Genomic DNA, 17,627 nt, shown 5'->3' with positions numbered 1-17,627 from the left:
GTCCCGTTATTTGGAGGAAATGCCCCAGATCGCGAAGAGGTAGCGTCTGACCGCGAAGATGAAGACGACCGAGGGAAGGATGAGCATCAGGCCCCCGGCAAAGCGATAGTGCATCGGGCTTTCCGAAAGCACGGTCAGCAGGTAGGCCGTCAGTGTGCGGTTGCGCACCGTCAGCACCGAGGCGGCAAAAACCTCGTTCCAGGAGATGACGAAGGCAAAGACCGCGGTCGCGACAATGCCGGGCAGAGCGAGTGGCGCCACCACCTTGAAGAAGGCCTGGATGCGGGTGCAGCCAAACACCCAGGCGGCTTCCTCCAACTCCTTCGGCACGCCGAGGAAAATGCCCTGCGTAACGAGTGCGGCGAAAGGCAGGGCGAGGACCGTATGAATAAGGCCGACGCCGAGGATCGTATCGTAGAGGCCGAGCCGGATGAAGGAGACCGTCAGCGGCAGCGCCAGGATTGCCAGCGGGAAGGCGCGGGTCAGCAGCACCAGAAGCCGGTAGCTGTCCTTGCCGCGGAAATCGTAGCGGGCGAGCGCGTAACCGGCCGGCGCGCCGAGCAGGATCGAAAGCGCCACCGTAATGCCTGCCGCACCCAGCGAATTGAGAAAAGACTGGACGACGCCTTCCGTCTTCAGGAAGAGAAAAAAGGGCTCCAGTGAAATGCCGGTCGGCAATCCCGTCTTCGGCCAGATATAGACGCCCTGGCGGCCGCCAAGCGCGCCGAGCGCGACCAGATAGATCGGCACCAGCACCCAGGCGCAGAGTGCGGCGATGCCGCTCCACAGCAGCCAGCGCCGCGAGGAGACGAAGCCGGCGGCGTTGCGGGTGTCCGCAGCCGTGTTGACGGTATCCGTGGTCATGGCAGGCGCTCCGGATCGACCTTCAAGGCTTTCAGATAGATAAGCGTGGCGGCAAGCGAGATGATCATGATCAGCACCGCATAGGCGGCGGCGACGCTGTAATTCTGGTTCTGGTTCTGCCAGTTATAAGCCTCGCCGACGAGAACCGGGAAGTTGCGTCCGCCGAGCGCATAGACCACCGCGAAGACCTCGAAGGCGAGCACGGTGCGCAGGATCAACGCCGATTGCAGGGCGGGGCGGATCAGCGGCAGGGTGATGCGCCAGAAGCGCGTCCACGGGCCAGCCCCGAAGATTTCGGCGGCTTCTTTGAACTCCTTCGGCACCTGATTGAGACCGGCGACGATGATGACCATGACGATGGCCGTGCCGCGCCAGATTTCGGCAACCGCAATCGCGAGGAAGAGCGCGACCGGTGTCTGGTAGGAGAGCCAGCTTGCCTGCCTGCTGATGATACCGAGGCCGAAGAGCAGCGAATTCAGATATCCGGTGTTCTGCAGGATCGACAGCCAGACGAGACCGGCGGCGAGGTCGGAAATGCCGAGCGGGATTGTCCAGATCCACAGGATCGTCTCGCGCCCGCGGCCGATCTTGGCGACCATCGTGCCCATGGCCAGCGCAATGGCGATCTGCACCGGCACGACCGCGATCGTCAGCAGGAAGGTGTTCTTCACCGAGCGGATGAAATTGATGTCGGTCACCATGCGCTCGGCATTGGTGAGCGATGGTGCTCCATTGTCCGAAACCGCCAGCCAGATCGTCTGTACCAGCGGCACGACGAACAACAGCGCCAGGAAGGCGACGGATGGCAGGATCAGCAGATAAGGGATCCAGGGTCGGCTGTTGGTCATCGGCTCCGGCCTTGACGAGCAGAGGGGTGAAAGCGCGTCCGGGCATTTCGCCCGGACGCTTCATGGGCAGATTTATTCGACCGGGCAGGGGCCATCGCTCTTGGCATCGGGCGCCCAGCAGGCAGCCTTCGTGTCGGTCATCAGCTTGGCCATCGTCGCGCCTTGGGTCTTCAGCACGTCTGCGACGGGCTCGTTCTGCAGCACGATGCGCTGGAAACTATCCATGTAGACCTTGTTGAACTCGCCGCCCTTGTCGCCGAGACCGACCGGGAGCAGCGAGATGATGGCGTCCTTGGAAGCCTGGGTTGCCGTGACCGCACCGGCGAGCAGGGCGACGCCGGCATCGAGATCCGGCGGCAGCTTGACATTCAGCGTCGGGAAGAAGCCGACCTTTGAGGCGGTCAAGAGCTGCGTCTCCGGCATGGAGAGGTGCTCGATGATCTTTTCTGCGCCGGCCTTGTCAGGCGCACCCTTCGGAATGGCGAGACCGGCAACGACTGGCATGTAGCCGCGACCCTTGGGACCGGCGGGAGCGGGGACGACGACGTAATCATCCGGTGCGGCAGAAATGGCATTCTTCAGGCGGGCGATATGATCCCAGGCGACCATGACTTCGCCGGCAGCCAAAGGCTCCTGCATGAAGTCGTAGCTGGTCGAGTTCGGCGTCACATAAGCCCATAGCGCCTTCAGTTTCTCCCAGCCGGCGGCCGCATCCGCACTCTGGAAGGTACGCACGACACCTCCGGTGAAGGACGGATAGAAATAGCCCTGGAAATAGCGCGCCATCAGCCCCTTCGGGCCGGCCGGGAAACCGATCTGCGGCTGGCCGGTCGCCTCCTGCATGTTCTTGCCCCACTCGATCAGCTGATCGTAGTTCAGCGCGTTCACGTCGGCGCCGGCAGGCAGGTATTGCAGGGCTTCCTTCTTGGCAGCCATCACATAGGTCGCCTGCATCCACGGGATATATTGCTGGGTCGACTTGCCGAGCTTGCCGAGGTCGAGCAGCGACTGCGGCATGCCGCTCGCTGCCAGCTTCTTTGCGAGATCGTCGAGCGGTTCGAGCGTGTCCTTGTCGGCGAGCGGCGAAAGCTCGCCATGCAGCGCACCGACGAGGCTGACGGTGTGCTTGCCGGCCTGGCGTTCGGCCTCCATGCGGACGGCAAACTGCGGCGGCTCCTCGACCACGTAATCGACCGGGCCGACGTCCTTCAGGAGTTCTTCGCGGACGACGGTCGCCTCCTCGATCGGACGAAGCTGGGTGGACACGAAAACCGTCTGGGCAAGCACCGGCGAGGCGAAGGCCAGCACGGTGGAAGCCAGAATTCCAAATGACATGATATGTTTCATCTTCTCCTCCTTCATTGTTCTTTGTTTGAGATGCACTGCTGTCTATGCCGCTCTAAGCGGACGGCGATGGCTGTCGCGATCGACAAATTCGATCGCATGAAGTTCCTGGAGTTCTTCGGCGGTTTCGCCGGCAATGGCACGCAGCAGCAGCGAGGCGAAGCTTGCGCCGAGGTGTTCGCCGGTCATACGCATCGTCGAGAGCGGCGGGCTGGTGAAGGCGCCCATCGGCAGGTCGTCATGGCCGACAATGCTGATCTGGTTGCCGCCATCGACCTCGCGCAGCGCCCGGAGAGCCCCGATCGCCATTTCGTCGGTGGCGCACACGAGGGCGGTCGGACGCGACGGTTGGCGCAGAAGTTCGAGTGCTGCGAGATAACCGCCCTGTTCCAGCGGCGCGCCCTCGGCGCAGAGATCGGTCGCAAGGCCGCATTCCCCCATCGCCGCCCGCCAGCCGCGGCAGCGGTCATGTGCGAAGTAATATTCCTGCGGGCCGGCGATATGGCCGATGCGGCGGTGGCCGGCAGCATGGAAGCGCAAAGTCGCGGCCCGGAAGCCGGCAAAGCCGTCGCCATCGATATAGGGATGGGGCGTCAGGCTTTCGGTGCGGCCGTTGGTGACGAAGGGAATGCCGCGCGACTGCAGGAATTCGACGCGCTCGTCCTTCCGCTTGGTGCGGACGAGAAGCATGGCATCGACGCGGCGGCCATCGACGAAGCGGCGGCAGATGTCGAGTTCGCTCTCGCCGCGCGGCACCGGTGCAATCACCAGATTGAGGCCGGCAGCAGCAAGATGTTCGGCGCAGCCGGACAACATATCGAGGAAATGCGGAGGGCCGATATGGCCGGGATCGCTCGGCAGCGTGACGGCAACGAGCTCGGCTCGCTGCTTGCGGAGGCGGCGGGCCGAAGCATTCGGCCGGTAGCCGACCTTGTCGGCAGCCTCGCGAACCCGCTCGCGCGTGGTGGCCGACACATCGGCATAACCGTCGAGCGCACGCGACACCGTGGTGATCGACAGTCCCAGCGATTGCGCGAGTTGTTTGAGATTGGCCAAGACCTTCCTCCCGAAGTGAGAAAAAGATTCTCCAAAACGTTTTGGGAGTCAAGCCAAAACGTTTTGGAACGATTATCTCTGGCCGGGAAAAAGCGTGGAAGCTGTAGGAGACAGCTAGGAACGCTCAACGCAGGTTTGGCGGAACCACTATCTTGTGTATCTGGATACGCTCAGGAAGTTCGCACAGCAGTTCTGCATCTCGCTCTAGATGATGAACCTGCTCTGGATCACCTTTCGTAAACGCCGTCATCGATTCCATGTCGGCCCAGTAGGAGATCGTCGTGAACCATGTTTCATCCTTTCGATCTTCGCGCAGCAATTGGACGCCGAGTGCCGTCTTTAGCAGTGGCGGAATTCCCTCAGCGCGATTGTAAGCTTCGTATTCATCAGCAAATTCCGGCTTCGTGCGACCGCGCCAGATACGGGCGATAGTTGGAACTTTCGTCATGTTCTGCACCCCGTGACATTTGAATGAAGCAAGCCGACGGTCGAGGACGTCTGCCTCAAACGGCATGGCATCGTGGAACAGGGCACCAGGCCCCGCCAATCAGAGGCGATTATGCGCCAGGCATGCGCCAATCCGGGCATCACACCCGTTCAGCCCGGAACGTCTGTTCCACGAGCAAAAGGAGATGAGTCCCACGATCGATTATTCAAGGCCCGCGTGAGCCGATCGACCCTGCCTCGGGTCTGGACTTTCTAACTCCGCTTCGGGGGCTCGGCCGTTGATGGCTCGCGAGGTGCGTTCATTCGATCAAAATCTAATCAACGGCGTAACCTGATTTGAAAGTCGGTTTGGTAGGCAGGGTCTCCTTCCGGGAAGTAACGTCATGATCCTTCAGTTGCAGAATGCCATTCTGGAAATGATTGCCAAAGGGGAACCGCTGGCAGCAACGATCGAGCAACTTTGCCTCAGGGTTGAGGCCGCCGTTCCTGGAATCATCGCTTCGGTGCTGACGTTTGATGGAAGCCGTCTTCATACACTTGCTGGCCCCTCCCTTCCGCCTGACTATTCAGCGGCTGTCGACAGTCTTGAAGCCGGTCCTCTTGCGGGCTCCTGTGGCGCTGCCGCCTATTTCGGAGAAGCGGTCGTTGTCACCGATATCGAGACCGATCCTCGTTGGCAGGATTTCAAGTCCTTGGTGCTTCCGCTGGGGTTGCGGGCTTGCTGGTCCAGCCCGATCAAGAGCGGCGACCGGGTAGTCGGCACCTTCGCCTTCTACTATCGAGACCACCGCGGTCCGAAGGCCGTCGAACGGGACCTCGTCGAGGCTTGTGTCCATCTCTGCACAATCGCCATCGATCGCGAAGAACGGGTGATGGAACGTCAGCGACTGACATATAGCGACGCCATGACGGGACTGTCTAATCGCGCTCGTTTCAACCAGCTTCTCGCCGAAGATCTGCCTCGATCCCGCCGCGCCTGGGGCATCTTGCTTGTTGACATCGACAACTTGAAACTCGTGAACGACACGTTCGGGCACGCAGCCGGCGACGCATTGATTCAAGTGGTTGCAGACCGAGTCGCTACGGCAGCAGGCGCCAAAAACACGTTTAGGCTCGGTGGAGATGAGTTTGCTGTCATTGTGTCGGACGACAAAGACCTTGATTTGAATGCGAGGGCAACCGACATCTTCAAAGCGCTGTCTTCTCCTTCAACGTGCGACGGACATGTCGTCTTTCCCGCCGCGACGATTGGCGGCGCGTTGGCAGAGACCGAAACAAACCCTGACCAGATCCGCCAGAACGCCGATGTGGCGCTCTATCATGCGAAAGAACACAACCGCGGTCGATACGTGCAACACTATCCCGGCCTGGGCACCGCCCTGACCAGACGCTTCAGGGCGGTTCGGGACGTGGGCGTCGCCCTGGAAGACGATAGGATCGACGCGCATTACCAACCGATCTTGCGCCTCGATACACGGGAAATTGTAGGTTTCGAAGCCTTATGTCGAATGACCACGCCTTCCGGCGAAATCATAGCCGCAGCGCATTTCCATGAGGCGACAAAAGACGCGCATATTGCTGCTGAGCTCACTCAACGCATGTTGGTCAGGGTTGCAAGGGACATCCGGAGCTGGCTCGCCCGGGGCCTTCCTCTCCAGCATGTCGGCATCAACCTGTCCGCCGCAGATTTTCGTGGCGGCAATCTGCAAGACAGGCTGTGCCGAATTTTCGGGGAAGCGGAGGTTCCTCTCAAGCATATCATCCTCGAAGTGACGGAATCGGTTTATCTCGGACAACGGGACTATGTCGTAGCGGAGGAGATAAAGGCTCTTCGGTCCAAGGGCTTGCGGGTTGCCCTCGACGACTTCGGCACGGGCTACGCGTCTTTGACCCATCTGCTGACGGTGCCGGTCGACATCATCAAGATCGACAAGTCCTTCATCGACCGCATGGTGCCGGGCGACGCTGGGACCTTCATCGTTGAGGGCCTGATCGGAATAGCTGACAAGCTGGGAATCCGGGTCGTCGCAGAAGGGATCGAAACAGAACCCCAAGCTGTTCAATTGAGCCAGCTCGGCTGCAAGCTCGGACAGGGCTATCTGTTTTCGAAAGCCGTCGATCGCACGGTTGCCGCGGCCATTTTAGAGCAGCACGGACAACGGCTCAACCAAGACAAGACCCGTGCCGGAGCCCTATAGCCTGAGCGAGGTTTTCGCGCTCGGGCCAGCCCCCGGATACCTGAGACAACGCTTGAGTACCAAGATCATTTTGAACGGATCAGAGATGCGAAAACGGATACATGTCAGCCAATTGCGGGTAGGAATGTATGTCGAGGACGTCGAAATCGAGGGGGAAGACAGGACACGCCGGTTCAAGCCGTTTCTGATCTCGGCCGCCGGTCAGGTCGAGAATTTGATGGCAAACCGCCTGATGACTGTTGTTATCGACGTCGGAAAAGGCGCGGATGTCGATCCGGGCGGGGCACAGGACATCGACCGGGCTGCGTTTGAAGCCCAGCTTCGTGCCGTGTTTTCGGCAAAGGATATCAAGCAGGCGAGGGAATGCGTCGAGGATACGAGACCGCAGATCCGTCAAATGCTTGCCCACGCCAGGATCAAAGCCTCTTTCGCCAGTGATGCGGCAAGCGCAGCTGTGGAGCGGATCATGTCGGCAGCCTTCGACAACGCCGGAGCGCTGATCGCAGTCGCAAAGCTGAAGGAAAAAGATGAGCTGACGTTCCTCCACTCGTTGGCGGTTAGCGCGTTGATGATCACCCTAGGGCGCAGCCTCGGTCATGGAGAAGAGGATGTGCGGGTATTGGGACTGGGTGGACTGGTTCACGATCTCGGAAAAATGGTGCTCCCGGACGAAGTTTTGACGAAACCCGGTAAACTGACGGCCGAGGAAATGGATCTTGTCCGCGGGCATCCTCAGCGGGGATATGAGCTGGTTTCCCATGTCGCGCATGTCCCGAAGCCGGTGCTCGACATTTGTCGCTACCACCACGAAAAGTTCGATGGCTCGGGCTATCCTGGCCGGCTCGCCGGAAAGAACATCCCTTACGTCGCCCGGCTTGCGGCGATTTGTGACGTTTACGAAGCGCTGACCACGATCAGACCGTATAAGCGTGCCTTCTCGCAAGCAGAGGCGATCAACATGATGATGAATTCGCCGGGCCATTTCGATAGCCAGCTTCTTTCCGCATTCGTTTCAAAAATGGTGATCAGCGGCACGCTCCACTAAAGCCGCACGGCGGTCGCACTGGGGGAACATGGTCAGAAGTGATATTCTGCTGGCGGGGGCGATCTTGCTTTCGGCGATCATCGTTGGTGGCGCGATCCTCATCCGTCCCTCCGATTTTGATCGATGCCTGGCGGTGATTTCCGCCGAGATCTATCGCCGGGACCAAACGGCGACGCTGGATCCGCGTGAGGTCGAAGCGCAAGCCGCACGCATCTGCTCAGGTAGTGAGCCGAAATAAGTAGGCACAGAGCCATCACGACCTCGTCGGTTGGAAACTCATCACGGCGCTGGAGTGTTCTTGGAGTTCACCGCTTCCCGGAAATGACGGGGGGTCGTACCCGTTCGCTCCTTGAAAATCTCGTAAAAGCGACTATTGGAACCAAACCCGCAGTTAAAACCGATCTGGAGGACCGGATCGTCCGTGTCCGTCAGCAGCTGCATCGCCCGGGCAATCCGATGTCGAGTCAGGTATTCGTTGACTGATATTCCCAAAACCTTTCGGAAAGCGCTGTTGGCGGTGCTTGGATGCATTCCCGCGAGTTTTGCGAGATCGGCTACGCTTACCGGATCTGCGTAGCGGGAATTGATGAGGTCGATCAGCAGCTCGACGTGGCGCACCGCCTGGCCGGCCAACGATGTCGGAGAGACATGGATTGGCGAATTGTCGCTTTCAGCATTGTCCAGGATCAGACGTCGTATTCGCAGTCGCGCTTCCTCCACGACCAGTTTCCGTCTTGCCGCACCGCCGCACTGCCATTCCTTTTCCCATCGTGGAAGGATCAAAGCATCCATCGCTTCCTGATTTCCCTGCGCCAGAAATCTCCCCTGCATGATCGACTGCCTTGCCTTTCTGTCCACCGGCAGACCCAGAAAATCGACAAGGGGAAGATAGAGGCATACGAGCGGCGCGTTTTCGGCAACAGCGATCGTCTGATGGGGAATCGCGGCCCAGAATAAGACCAGGCGGCCGGCCTCCACCTGTTCCCGCCTTCCATTAAAAAGATAGGTCATCTGGCCTGCCATCAGCAGGTTTAATTCAACGTGGTCGTGCCAATGCGGTGCGGCCATCGCATCAGCGATGTGACGCTCGATCAGGAACTCCCCTCGAGATCCAATCCATTCGCCGCGGCTTTGGGTATGTTTCATGTGTCTGAGACTCGAATTCCGGAATTAATAGGCAAATGCCGGGAAGAAATTCCAATCTAGAAGGAGCAATAAGCAATCACAACCGATACGGAGATTGCAATGCCGAAGATTTGCCTGGTAGGCGCTGGTAGCACCGTTTTTGCACAGAACATTCTGGGAGACGTCCTGTCCTCGCAGAGAGGCGGCGACTACGTCATCAGCCTCTTCGATATCGATCCCGAGCGACTGAAGACCTCAGAGATCGTCGCTCGCCGGATCTGCGAGTCACTTAAGCTTTCAAACGTCAGGATCGACGCCACGCTCGAGCGGCGAGAAGCGCTGCGCGGTTCCGATTTCGTGATCCTCATGATGCAGGTCGGTGGCTACAAACCGGCGACCGTCACGGACTTCGACATTCCAAAAAAATATGGTTTGCGTCAGACGATCGCCGACACCCTTGGCATCGGCGGCATTTTCCGCGGTTTGCGGACGATACCAGTCCTTGAGGCGATCTGCCGAGACATGCAGGAGGTCTGCCCGCAGGCTCTTCTGATGCAGTACGTCAACCCGATGGCCATCAACTGCTGGGCGATCAAGGATCTGGCCCCGGAAATCCGCACCGTCGGCTTGTGTCACAGTGTGCAGCACACAGCCGGGCATCTCGCGCAATGCCTCGGCGAGGACATTGCCGACGTGAACTATGTTTCGGCTGGGATCAACCACGTCGCCTTCTTCCTGAAATATGAGAAAATTCATAGCGACGGACGGCGGGAAGACCTTTATCCGCGACTGAACGCTCTCGCCGCCGATGGCCGCGTTCCGCCGGACGATCGGGTGCGGTTCGATGTTCTCAAACGGCTCGGCCACTTCGTCACCGAATCCAGCGAGCATTTCTCCGAGTATACCTCCTGGTACATCAAGGAGGGACGAGGGGATCTGATCGATCAGCTCAATATTCCGTTGGACGAATACATCCGGCGCTGCGAGGTGCAGATCAAGGAGTGGCATGACCTGCGCAAGGAACTGGAAGGCGACAAGCCGATCGAGGTGTGCCGCAGCAATGAATATGCGGCCGGCATCATTCATGCCGCGGTAACTGGTAATCCGGCGTTGATATACGGCAATGTCCCAAACAACGGCCTGATCGAGAATCTGCCCGATGAATGCATCGTGGAAGTGCCTTGCCATGTCGACAGAAACGGAATTCAGCCGGTCCGGGTTGGTCGGATCCCCTCTCAGCTTTCCGCCGTCATGAACTTGAGCGTTTCCGTTCAGCAATTGACGGTCGAGGCGGCTCTTACAAGAAACCGCGAGCGCATCTACCAAGCTGCTCTGCTTGATCCGCATACGTCTGCGGAATTGTCTCCAGACCAAATCTGGAACCTTGTCGACGACCTGATCGATGCGCACGGGGATTTGCTGCCGAGGTATCAGTGAGATCCCGCGGGTAAGCCAGCCACAAGCGCATGGCAGTTCATTCGTTTTAGGCGCGCCGTGAATTCACGGCGCGTCTTTTTTCATTCCAGTCATCATCCAATAAATCAACAAACGTCAGAACGCTGATTGACTCTGATCATTTTAAGTGAAAGTATGATCGAAATTGGGATCGGCCGTGAGGGAGGTTGTCGTTGAGCCAGGCAGTTGGAGTGAAGGTCGATCGACTGGATGCCATTCGCAGCCACCTCTACGCGAACGGGTTTTCGACCATTCAGGCGCTTGCCGATGCGATCGGAGCATCGCTTGCCACGGTTCGTAGAGACCTGCAGATCCTTGAGCAGGAAGGCGCCATTGATCGCGTGCATGGTGGAGCGCGCATTGCCGAAGGATCGTCGGTTGAGGTTGCATTTCAGGAGCGCGAAAAGCGCCACCTGTCAGCCAAACGGGCGATTGCCACCGCGGCCTATGGCCTGCTTCATCCGCGTACGGCGATCTTTCTCGACGCGGGAACCACCGTCCTGCAGCTTGCGCGCCTCGTTCGCATCAACCCCATGCCGCTCAGGATATTCACCAACGGCCTGACGGTAGCGCAGGAATTCCTGAATATTCCGAATTTGGAGGTGGTGCTTCTCGGCGGTCAGCTGCGTAGCGAAAATGCGTCGCTCGTCGGACCTCAGGCGGAGGCAATGCTGGAAACATTATGGTTCGACCAGCTCTTTCTTGGCGCCAGCGCCATTAGCTCTGACGGCTCGATCTACAGCGTGGACAGTGCGGAAGCGAGCCTCAACCGGCGCATGCTGGCTCGGTCGGCCAATCGTTTCGTCCTGGCCGATTCCTCGAAATTCGGAACCACCGCGACCTACAAGGTCGCGCCGCTGGACACCGCGAAAGTCATTACCGATTCCGGGCTTTCGCGGCATTGGCGCGAGGAGCTTGTCAACTTCGGCGTCGACGCAACAATCGCGGATCTGAGGGCGAAAGAGTGAGCGACGCGCTGATCCTCGGCATCGATGGTGGCGGAAGCAAGGTGCTGGTTGCCCTCGCGGACAAGCGTGGCCGGATATTGCGGCGTTCCCGCGGCCATGGCGTCAATCCCATGGACAATCCGAATTGGCTCCATGAGCTGGAGCAGCATCTCCTTCCCTTTCGCGATGAAGGAAATCTGGCGGCCGTCGCCGCAGCGCTGCCCGCCTACGGCGAGGTTGAGCGCCTCTCGGCTCTACAGCGCGATGCGATCGAGCGCCTGTTCCCAAACGTCCACCGCCGCGTCCTCAACGATGTGGACGCGGCGCACCTCGGTGCTTTTGCGGGCGAGCCGGGTATCCTCATTCTTTCCGGCACGGGTTCAATGGCATGGGCGCGTAACTCCAAAGGCCAGTCGGCGCGCACCGGCGGCTGGGGAGATCTCATCGGTGACGAGGGCAGCAGTCATTGGATCGGGCAGAGGGCGCTCAATCTCGTCAGCCAAAGCTTGGACGGGCGTGCTGCGGCAACAGCTCTCGCAAAGGCCCTGTTTGACCATCTTCGCATCGACTTGAGCAATCCAATGAATGGGCTCGGCGATTGGGCCAGCTCCCTGGCGAACCCACGGGCGGACATTGCAGCAATTTCGACCCTCGTCGATCAGGTCGCACTTGGCAGCGATAGAGGGGCGATCGGGTTGATCGAGCAGGCGGCCGATGAACTGGCGAAGCATCATGCGGCAATTGCCGGCCATTGTGATCCGGATGCCGACTGGACCTATGCCGGCGGTACTTTTTCGAGCCGGCTTCTTTTGGAGGCGCTTGAACGGCGAATCGGCAGGCCTCCGGCTTTGCCGAAACTTCCCCCCATTGGCGGCGCGCTCCTGGCTGCCGCCCAGCTTCTCGACTGGCCACTAGACGACGGCTGGTTCGGGCAAATCGTGGCCACGGCCGAAGGCGGTGACTGCGCATCCCAGTAATTGAGCTCAAGAATAATGAAGGATGGGAACATGCATAAATTGATCTTGCCTCTACTTGCATCGGCGGCCTTGGCAATCGCCGCACCCGCTCTGGGCCAGGACGCCAAGCCGCTTGCCGGTCAGTCGATCACGGTGCTCATGCCATCGCCGCAGGGACCGAACATCGCCGCTGACTTCGAGGCCGAAACCGGCATTCACGTCGACCTGCAGACCCTGTCGTGGGACGACATCCGCCCGAAGCTGGTGACAGCCTTGGTTGCCGGTACAGCACCAGCGGATGTGACCGAATTCGATTGGTCCTGGACCGGTCAGTTCAGCGCGGCCGGTTGGTATATGCCGCTCAACGACGTGATCGACGCCGATACGGTGAAAGATATCGGCGTTGCCAAGATCTTCACGGTCGACGGCAAATTATTGGGAATTCCCTACACCAACGACTTCCGGGTGATGCTCGTCAACAAGAAGCATTTCACGGATGCAGGCATCACCGAGATACCGAAAACATTGGACGCCCTGGTCGCTGCAGCCAAGAAGATCAAGGAAAAAGGCATTGTCGAATATCCGATCGGCCTGCCGGTTTCGGCAACCGAAGGCGCGTCGACGAGCTGGTACCTGCTGACGAAGGCTTTCGGTGGCGAACTCTTCGACAAGGACTTCAATCCGCTTTTCACCTCGCCGGATTCGGCTGGTTACAAGGCGCTTGCTTTCGAATTGATGCTTCTCAAGGAAGGGCTGGTCGATCCGGCTTCTACCGGCCTGAAGGACAGCCAGATCAACGAGAGCATGTTCGCCCAGGGCATCACCAGCATCATGATCTCCGGTGAGCCTGGTCGCCTTGGCCAGATGAACGACCCCAAGCAGTCGAAAGTCGCCGGCCAGGTAGAGGCGATCCTCGTGCCGACGGCAAGCGGTGAAACGCGCAGCTTCGGCCTTCCGGAAGCGCTGGCTATTCCAAACGTCTCTCCCAACAAGGAGGCGGCGATCGCCTTCGTCAAATGGTTTACCAGCAAGGACTTCCAGAAGAAGAATGCCGTGAACGGCTTCCTGCCGACACGCACGTCGGCGCTTTCCGAACTCAACGAATCCGGAAAGCTGAACAGCGGCGACGCTCTCGTGGCGCAGTCGAAGACGGTTGAGCCGCTGTTCCCGCAGGGCACGCCGCCTTGGTACCCCCAATTTTCCAGCGGCGTAAACACAGCGATCAATAGCGCTGCCAAGGGACAGATGAGCGTCGACCAGGCGATGGAGGCTATCGCTTCCGCCGCCAAGCAGGCGATGGCGCAATGACCGCTTTGGCGTCCGAAGGGGCCACCAGCAAACGTGGGGTCGGCTTCAACGCCGACGCCACACTCGGCTTGCTGTTGGTGTCGCCCATCGTTATCACGATGGCAGCTTTGGTCTTCTACCCCATGGGAAGAACCGTCTGGGACAGCCTGCACAGGGTCAACCCCATGCAGGCCGGCACGCCATTCGTCGGTCTTGAGAACTACAGCCGAATGCTGTCGGATGGCCAGCTCGCGACGGCCTGGAGCAACACGCTCATGTATGTTGTTCTGGCTGTCGCCGCCGAAACCGTGTTCGGCGTTCTTGCAGCCGCTCTCATCAATCAGATCAAGGTCGGGCGGCAATGGGTTCTCGCTGCGGTGATCTTGCCCTGGGCGCTGCCCGGCGTTGTGAATTCGGTCATTTGGCTTTGGATTTATCAACCGGGCGCGGGTCTGTTGAACGGCATTCTTTCAGCGCTCGGGCTCCCCTTCGAAAATCACGTCTGGTTCAACGATCGCACCAGCGCAATCGTCGCCGTAACGATCGTCCATGTCTGGCGCATGATGCCTTTGACGATCGTCATCGTTCTTGCGGCGATGCAGAGTATCCCTGTTCATCTCTATGAGGCTGCGCGGATCGATGGGGCCACGCGCGTTCAGATGTTCGGATGGGTAACCCTGCCGCTGGTTCGCAGCGCGATCGCTGTTGCCATGACGAACGCAACCGTGAACGCTTTCAATCTCTTCGACGAGGCCTGGGTTCTGGCGGGCGCCAGCCTCGAGACCCGACCGGTGCTCGTCCAGATCTACCTCGAAACCTTCCAGAATCTCCGCTTCTCGTATGGCATGGCGCTTTCGGTCGTGATCACTCTCGTGTCTCTGCTGATTTCGCTGGTCTACGTCCTTCGTGTCTATCGCAACACACGGTTCGACTGATGAGATCTACTATTGCCTATCGAATGATGATTTGGGCCGGTGTCGTCGTCCTGTTGATCTGGTCTCTTGGGCCGATCTACTGGACCATTGCGAGTTCGGTTACGCCCAGCGAAGACTTTTCGACCCGGCCGATCAACTTCTTCCCGCAGCACTTTACGCTCGATCACTACTCCCGGCTGCTCGGCATCAATATTGCGCGGATCGGGGGTGTGGAGGTGTTCAAACAGTTCCGGGCCGCATTGCTCAACAGCGTGGTGACCTCAATCGCTGCCACGCTGCTTTGCGTCGCGATATCCTCTCTGGGGGCTTACGCGTTCACCAGGCTTCAGTTTCCCGGCCGGAAAGCGCTTTTTGTCGCCGTTGTCGCGACCCTAGCCATTCCCGCCTACGCTGTCTTGATCCCGCTCTATCAGATCATGATCAAGCTGCATCTCGTCGATACCTATGTGGGCGTCTCGCTGATCTATGTCTCGGCCTTCCTGCCTCTGTCGCTCTGGCTGTTGCGGAGCGTGTTCGAAGCTCTTCCGATCGCACTTGAAGAGGCGGCGCAACTCGACGGAGCGGGCCGGCTCTACATCTTCTTCAACATCGTCCTGCCGCTGGCCGGACCGGGTCTGACGGCAGCGGCAATCCTCACGTTTCTGGGTGCCTGGGGGCAGTATCTCGTACCGCTCATTTTTTCGCCGCAGGGGACGAAGCCGCTAACGGTTCTGATTCCGGAATTCGTAACGAAGAACTTCATCGACTACGGCCTCATCACAGCGAGTGGCTCGATCGCGATCGTCATCCCCGCCCTCGTCGTCATTTTTCTCAACCGTTACCTCGTCAGCGGCCTGTTGGCCGGTTCCGTCAAATAATCGGAGACTTCATGAGCACGACCGAAAAGGTTATTTTCGAGCAATTTCCCTATTGGGAGAAGGCCATTGAATTGAATTCTGCCGACGACCGCGCGGAGCTGCTCGTCTTCGTCGGTTGCGGCACCTCCTTCAATCTTGCACTCTCGCTGGCAGCCTATGCCAATATGGCCGGACGCAAGGCAATCGCGGTCCCTGGTGCGGAATGGCAAAACCGGCCCTCGGCCTTCTGGCCGGAGTGGCGCAACACACACGTCGTTGCGCTTTCCCGAAGCGGCGAGACGACGGAGACAGTCGCCGCGGCAAAGGCAAGCCGCGCCGCCGGCGCCTTCGTGACGGCGATAACCGTCGAACCGGAAAGCTCTCTCGCGAAAAATTGCGATCGGATGATCGCGGCCGAAACCCATCCGGACGAAGGTATCGTCATGACGGTATCGGCTAGCCTCATGGTCCTTCTCGGTTTGCAGATGATCGGGCAGAAGGTTCCTGCCTCTGTCGTGAATTCCGCCCGCCAGCTCGCGAGCGCTCTCGATGCGGCGCTTCCTGGAATTATCGCCGACCGGTCGCACTTCGTCTTTCTCGGTGGCGGGCCGCTCTTCGGCATCGCCCTGGAGGGAGCGCTCAAGCTCATGGAAATGAGCCAGATCATGACCCAGGCCTTCCACCCGCTGGAATACCGTCATGGGCCGATCAGCCTCGTTGACGCAAAGACGGTTGCGGTCATGCTGTACAGCTCCGACCAGAGGGAGGCGGAGACGAAACTGGTGGGAGAACTGAGAGAAAAAGGCGCGGTCGTTATCGGTGTGGGTGGTCCAGGCGATCTGGAACTCGCCGTCGATGTCGATCTGTCGCTTGCGGGCCTCGTTGTCCTTCCGGCGCTGCAGGTCCTCGGCGAACGCGCCGCGCAGGCCCGGCAAATCGACACGGTCTCTCCTCGTCACCTGACGAAGGTTGTAACGCTCGCATGACGTCGATCGAAGAAAACCGCCAGACCGCGCTGCGAAAGCTTTTCGGTGCCCGAAACCTGCCTTTTCCCCATGGCGTCACTTCGGTCTGCTCGGCGCATCCGCTGGTCATCGAGGCAGCCCTTCGGCGTGCCGGCATGGAGCACCGGGCGGTCCTCATCGAAGCCACCTGCAATCAGGTCAATCAGGAGGGCGGCTATACCGCGATGACGCCGGCGGACTTTCGCCGGTTCATCGAGGACATCGCCGCAGCGGCTGACTTTCCAGCCGAACGCATCATCCTCGGAGGCGATCACCTCGGCCCCAACCCCTGGAGAAAACTGGCGGCCGAGGAGGCAATGCTGCGCGCCGCGGCTATGGTGACGGCCTATGTCGAGGCAGGGTTCGAAAAGATTCACCTGGACGCGTCGATGGGCTGTGCCGGTGAACCAGCGGCGCTCGATGACGAATTGACCGCGGCGCGGGCCGCTCGATTGGCAAAGGCCGCTGAGGAGGCCGCTCTTCGTTCAGGCCGCCCTCCGCCGGTCTATATCATCGGAACCGAGGTGCCGCCTCCAGGTGGTGCAACGCACGCACTCGAAGACATCGAAATTACCCGGGCCGATGCGGCGATGAAAACGCTGGCGGTTCACCGGGCGTCGTTTGCCGAAGCAGGTTTGGCGCCGGCGATGGAGCGGGTCATTGGGATCGTGGTTCAGCCGGGCGTGGAATTTGGCAATACCGACGTGGCGCTCTACAAGCCTGAACGGGCCACGAGCCTCATTCGTTCGCTGGACGACATGCCGGGCTTGGTTTTCGAAGCACATTCCACCGACTACCAGCCGGCCGAAGCGCTATCTGCTCTCGTCGACGGCGGCTTTGCGATCCTCAAGGTCGGACCAGGGCTGACTTTCGCGCTGCGCGAAGCGCTGTACGGCCTCGATGCGATTGCTGACGTGCTTACAGGGAGGACGCCACGAGCCGGACTGGTGAGGACCATGGAAAAAATCATGGTCGAACAACCGGCAAGCTGGGCGGCCCATTATGGCGGCAGTCCCGATGAGGAGCGACTGCAACGGCATTTCAGCTATAGTGATCGAATTCGCTATTACTGGCCGGATCCCCGCGCATCCGCCGCGGTCGGCGAATTGTTCAGCCGGCTCCCCGATGAAATTCCCGAAACTCTGATCAGCCAATATCTCGGCCGACTCTATTGCGACGTGGTTTCAAAGCGGGTCGCTCCGAAGGCCCGCGAACTCTGCCTTGCTGCGATCGACGCGGTACTGGCGCCTTATTCAGCCGCCACGCCAAGCCGATGAGCA

General features: G+C 59.7%; 17 protein-coding genes. 11 read left to right on the top strand and 6 right to left on the bottom strand.

Translation table 11 applies throughout. The features are described 5' to 3' along the window. Nucleotides 1-6: 6 nt before the first annotated feature. The 5 genes from RlegSU303_RS25430 to RlegSU303_RS25410 form a co-directional block, all read right to left on the bottom strand. The gene (locus RlegSU303_RS25430; RefSeq protein ID WP_017956452.1) at nt 7-864 is read right to left on the bottom strand and encodes a carbohydrate ABC transporter permease; all 858 of its coding nucleotides are present in this window, start codon (nt 862-864) and stop codon (nt 7-9) included. Beyond that, nucleotides 861-1,712 carry a carbohydrate ABC transporter permease gene (locus tag RlegSU303_RS25425; RefSeq protein ID WP_017956453.1) on the bottom strand — a complete coding sequence of 284 codons (852 nt, stop codon included), beginning with the start codon at nt 1,710-1,712 and terminating at the stop codon, nt 861-863. The genes RlegSU303_RS25430 and RlegSU303_RS25425 overlap by 4 nt, the downstream gene beginning before the upstream one ends. A gap of 72 nt (nt 1,713-1,784) precedes the next feature. After that, nucleotides 1,785-3,059 carry an ABC transporter substrate-binding protein gene (locus RlegSU303_RS25420; RefSeq protein WP_043294019.1) on the bottom strand — a complete coding sequence of 425 codons (1,275 nt, stop codon included), beginning with the start codon at nt 3,057-3,059 and terminating at the stop codon, nt 1,785-1,787. A 42-nt stretch (nt 3,060-3,101) separates the two neighbouring features. Further along, entirely contained in the window at nt 3,102-4,112 is a 1,011-nt protein-coding gene (locus RlegSU303_RS25415) for a LacI family DNA-binding transcriptional regulator (protein ID WP_094088077.1), read from the bottom strand. A gap of 124 nt (nt 4,113-4,236) precedes the next feature. Next, nucleotides 4,237-4,560: an antibiotic biosynthesis monooxygenase family protein gene (locus tag RlegSU303_RS25410; protein ID WP_072641663.1), complete on the bottom strand. Its 324-nt coding sequence runs from the start codon at nt 4,558-4,560 to the stop codon at nt 4,237-4,239. Nucleotides 4,561-4,942: 382 nt separating this feature from the next. On the opposite strand from RlegSU303_RS25410, the gene RlegSU303_RS25405 reads away from it, so the two are divergent. The 3 genes from RlegSU303_RS25405 (at nt 4,943) to RlegSU303_RS25395 (ending at nt 8,040) form a co-directional block, all read left to right on the top strand. After that, the gene (locus tag RlegSU303_RS25405; protein ID WP_131718433.1) at nt 4,943-6,757 is read left to right on the top strand and encodes a putative bifunctional diguanylate cyclase/phosphodiesterase; all 1,815 of its coding nucleotides are present in this window, start codon (nt 4,943-4,945) and stop codon (nt 6,755-6,757) included. An 85-nt stretch (nt 6,758-6,842) separates the two neighbouring features. Beyond that, nucleotides 6,843-7,802 carry an HD-GYP domain-containing protein gene (locus RlegSU303_RS25400; protein WP_205928038.1) on the top strand — a complete coding sequence of 320 codons (960 nt, stop codon included), beginning with the start codon at nt 6,843-6,845 and terminating at the stop codon, nt 7,800-7,802. Nucleotides 7,803-7,866: 64 nt separating this feature from the next. After that, complete coding sequence (locus RlegSU303_RS25395) at nt 7,867-8,040, top strand: hypothetical protein (RefSeq protein ID WP_226532360.1); 174 nt, start codon at nt 7,867-7,869, stop codon at nt 8,038-8,040. 41 nt (nt 8,041-8,081) lie between these two features. Here the strand turns inward: RlegSU303_RS25395 and RlegSU303_RS25390 are convergent, their stop codons facing one another. Next, nucleotides 8,082-8,948 carry a helix-turn-helix domain-containing protein gene (locus RlegSU303_RS25390; RefSeq protein ID WP_017956459.1) on the bottom strand — a complete coding sequence of 289 codons (867 nt, stop codon included), beginning with the start codon at nt 8,946-8,948 and terminating at the stop codon, nt 8,082-8,084. Nucleotides 8,949-9,047: 99 nt separating this feature from the next. Between RlegSU303_RS25390 and RlegSU303_RS25385 the strand changes: the two genes are divergently transcribed. The 8 genes from RlegSU303_RS25385 (at nt 9,048) to RlegSU303_RS25350 (ending at nt 17,624) form a co-directional block, all read left to right on the top strand. Continuing rightward, on the top strand, nt 9,048-10,364 hold the full coding sequence (locus RlegSU303_RS25385) for an alpha-glucosidase/alpha-galactosidase (RefSeq protein ID WP_017956460.1): 1,317 nt from the start codon (nt 9,048-9,050) through the stop codon (nt 10,362-10,364). Between the two features lie 191 nt (nt 10,365-10,555). Further along, on the top strand, nt 10,556-11,350 hold the full coding sequence (locus RlegSU303_RS25380) for a DeoR/GlpR family DNA-binding transcription regulator (protein WP_017956461.1): 795 nt from the start codon (nt 10,556-10,558) through the stop codon (nt 11,348-11,350). Further along, nucleotides 11,347-12,306: an N-acetylglucosamine kinase gene (locus RlegSU303_RS25375; RefSeq protein WP_131718435.1), complete on the top strand. Its 960-nt coding sequence runs from the start codon at nt 11,347-11,349 to the stop codon at nt 12,304-12,306. Before RlegSU303_RS25380 ends, RlegSU303_RS25375 begins: the two co-directional genes overlap by 4 nt. A 30-nt stretch (nt 12,307-12,336) precedes the next feature. Next, nucleotides 12,337-13,593 carry an ABC transporter substrate-binding protein gene (locus RlegSU303_RS25370; protein ID WP_043294021.1) on the top strand — a complete coding sequence of 419 codons (1,257 nt, stop codon included), beginning with the start codon at nt 12,337-12,339 and terminating at the stop codon, nt 13,591-13,593. Further along, nucleotides 13,590-14,507 carry a carbohydrate ABC transporter permease gene (locus RlegSU303_RS25365; RefSeq protein WP_017956464.1) on the top strand — a complete coding sequence of 306 codons (918 nt, stop codon included), beginning with the start codon at nt 13,590-13,592 and terminating at the stop codon, nt 14,505-14,507. The genes RlegSU303_RS25370 and RlegSU303_RS25365 overlap by 4 nt, the downstream gene beginning before the upstream one ends. 23 nt (nt 14,508-14,530) lie before the next feature. After that, the gene (locus tag RlegSU303_RS25360) at nt 14,531-15,364 is read left to right on the top strand and encodes a carbohydrate ABC transporter permease (RefSeq protein ID WP_205928039.1); all 834 of its coding nucleotides are present in this window, start codon (nt 14,531-14,533) and stop codon (nt 15,362-15,364) included. A gap of 11 nt (nt 15,365-15,375) precedes the next feature. Further along, nucleotides 15,376-16,329: an SIS domain-containing protein gene (locus RlegSU303_RS25355; RefSeq protein WP_017956466.1), complete on the top strand. Its 954-nt coding sequence runs from the start codon at nt 15,376-15,378 to the stop codon at nt 16,327-16,329. Continuing rightward, nucleotides 16,326-17,624, top strand: coding sequence for a D-tagatose-bisphosphate aldolase, class II, non-catalytic subunit (locus RlegSU303_RS25350; RefSeq protein WP_131718437.1), 1,299 nt, complete (start codon nt 16,326-16,328; stop codon nt 17,622-17,624). The genes RlegSU303_RS25355 and RlegSU303_RS25350 overlap by 4 nt, the downstream gene beginning before the upstream one ends. Nucleotides 17,625-17,627: the final 3 nt, after the last annotated feature.

Origin of the sequence: Rhizobium sp. SU303 (assembly GCF_021052345.1) — a bacterium.
GTDB classification, from domain to species: domain Bacteria; phylum Pseudomonadota; class Alphaproteobacteria; order Rhizobiales; family Rhizobiaceae; genus Rhizobium; species Rhizobium laguerreae.
Note: the sequence above shows the minus strand (reverse complement) of the source record. Positions and strands in the feature narration are given on the sequence as shown.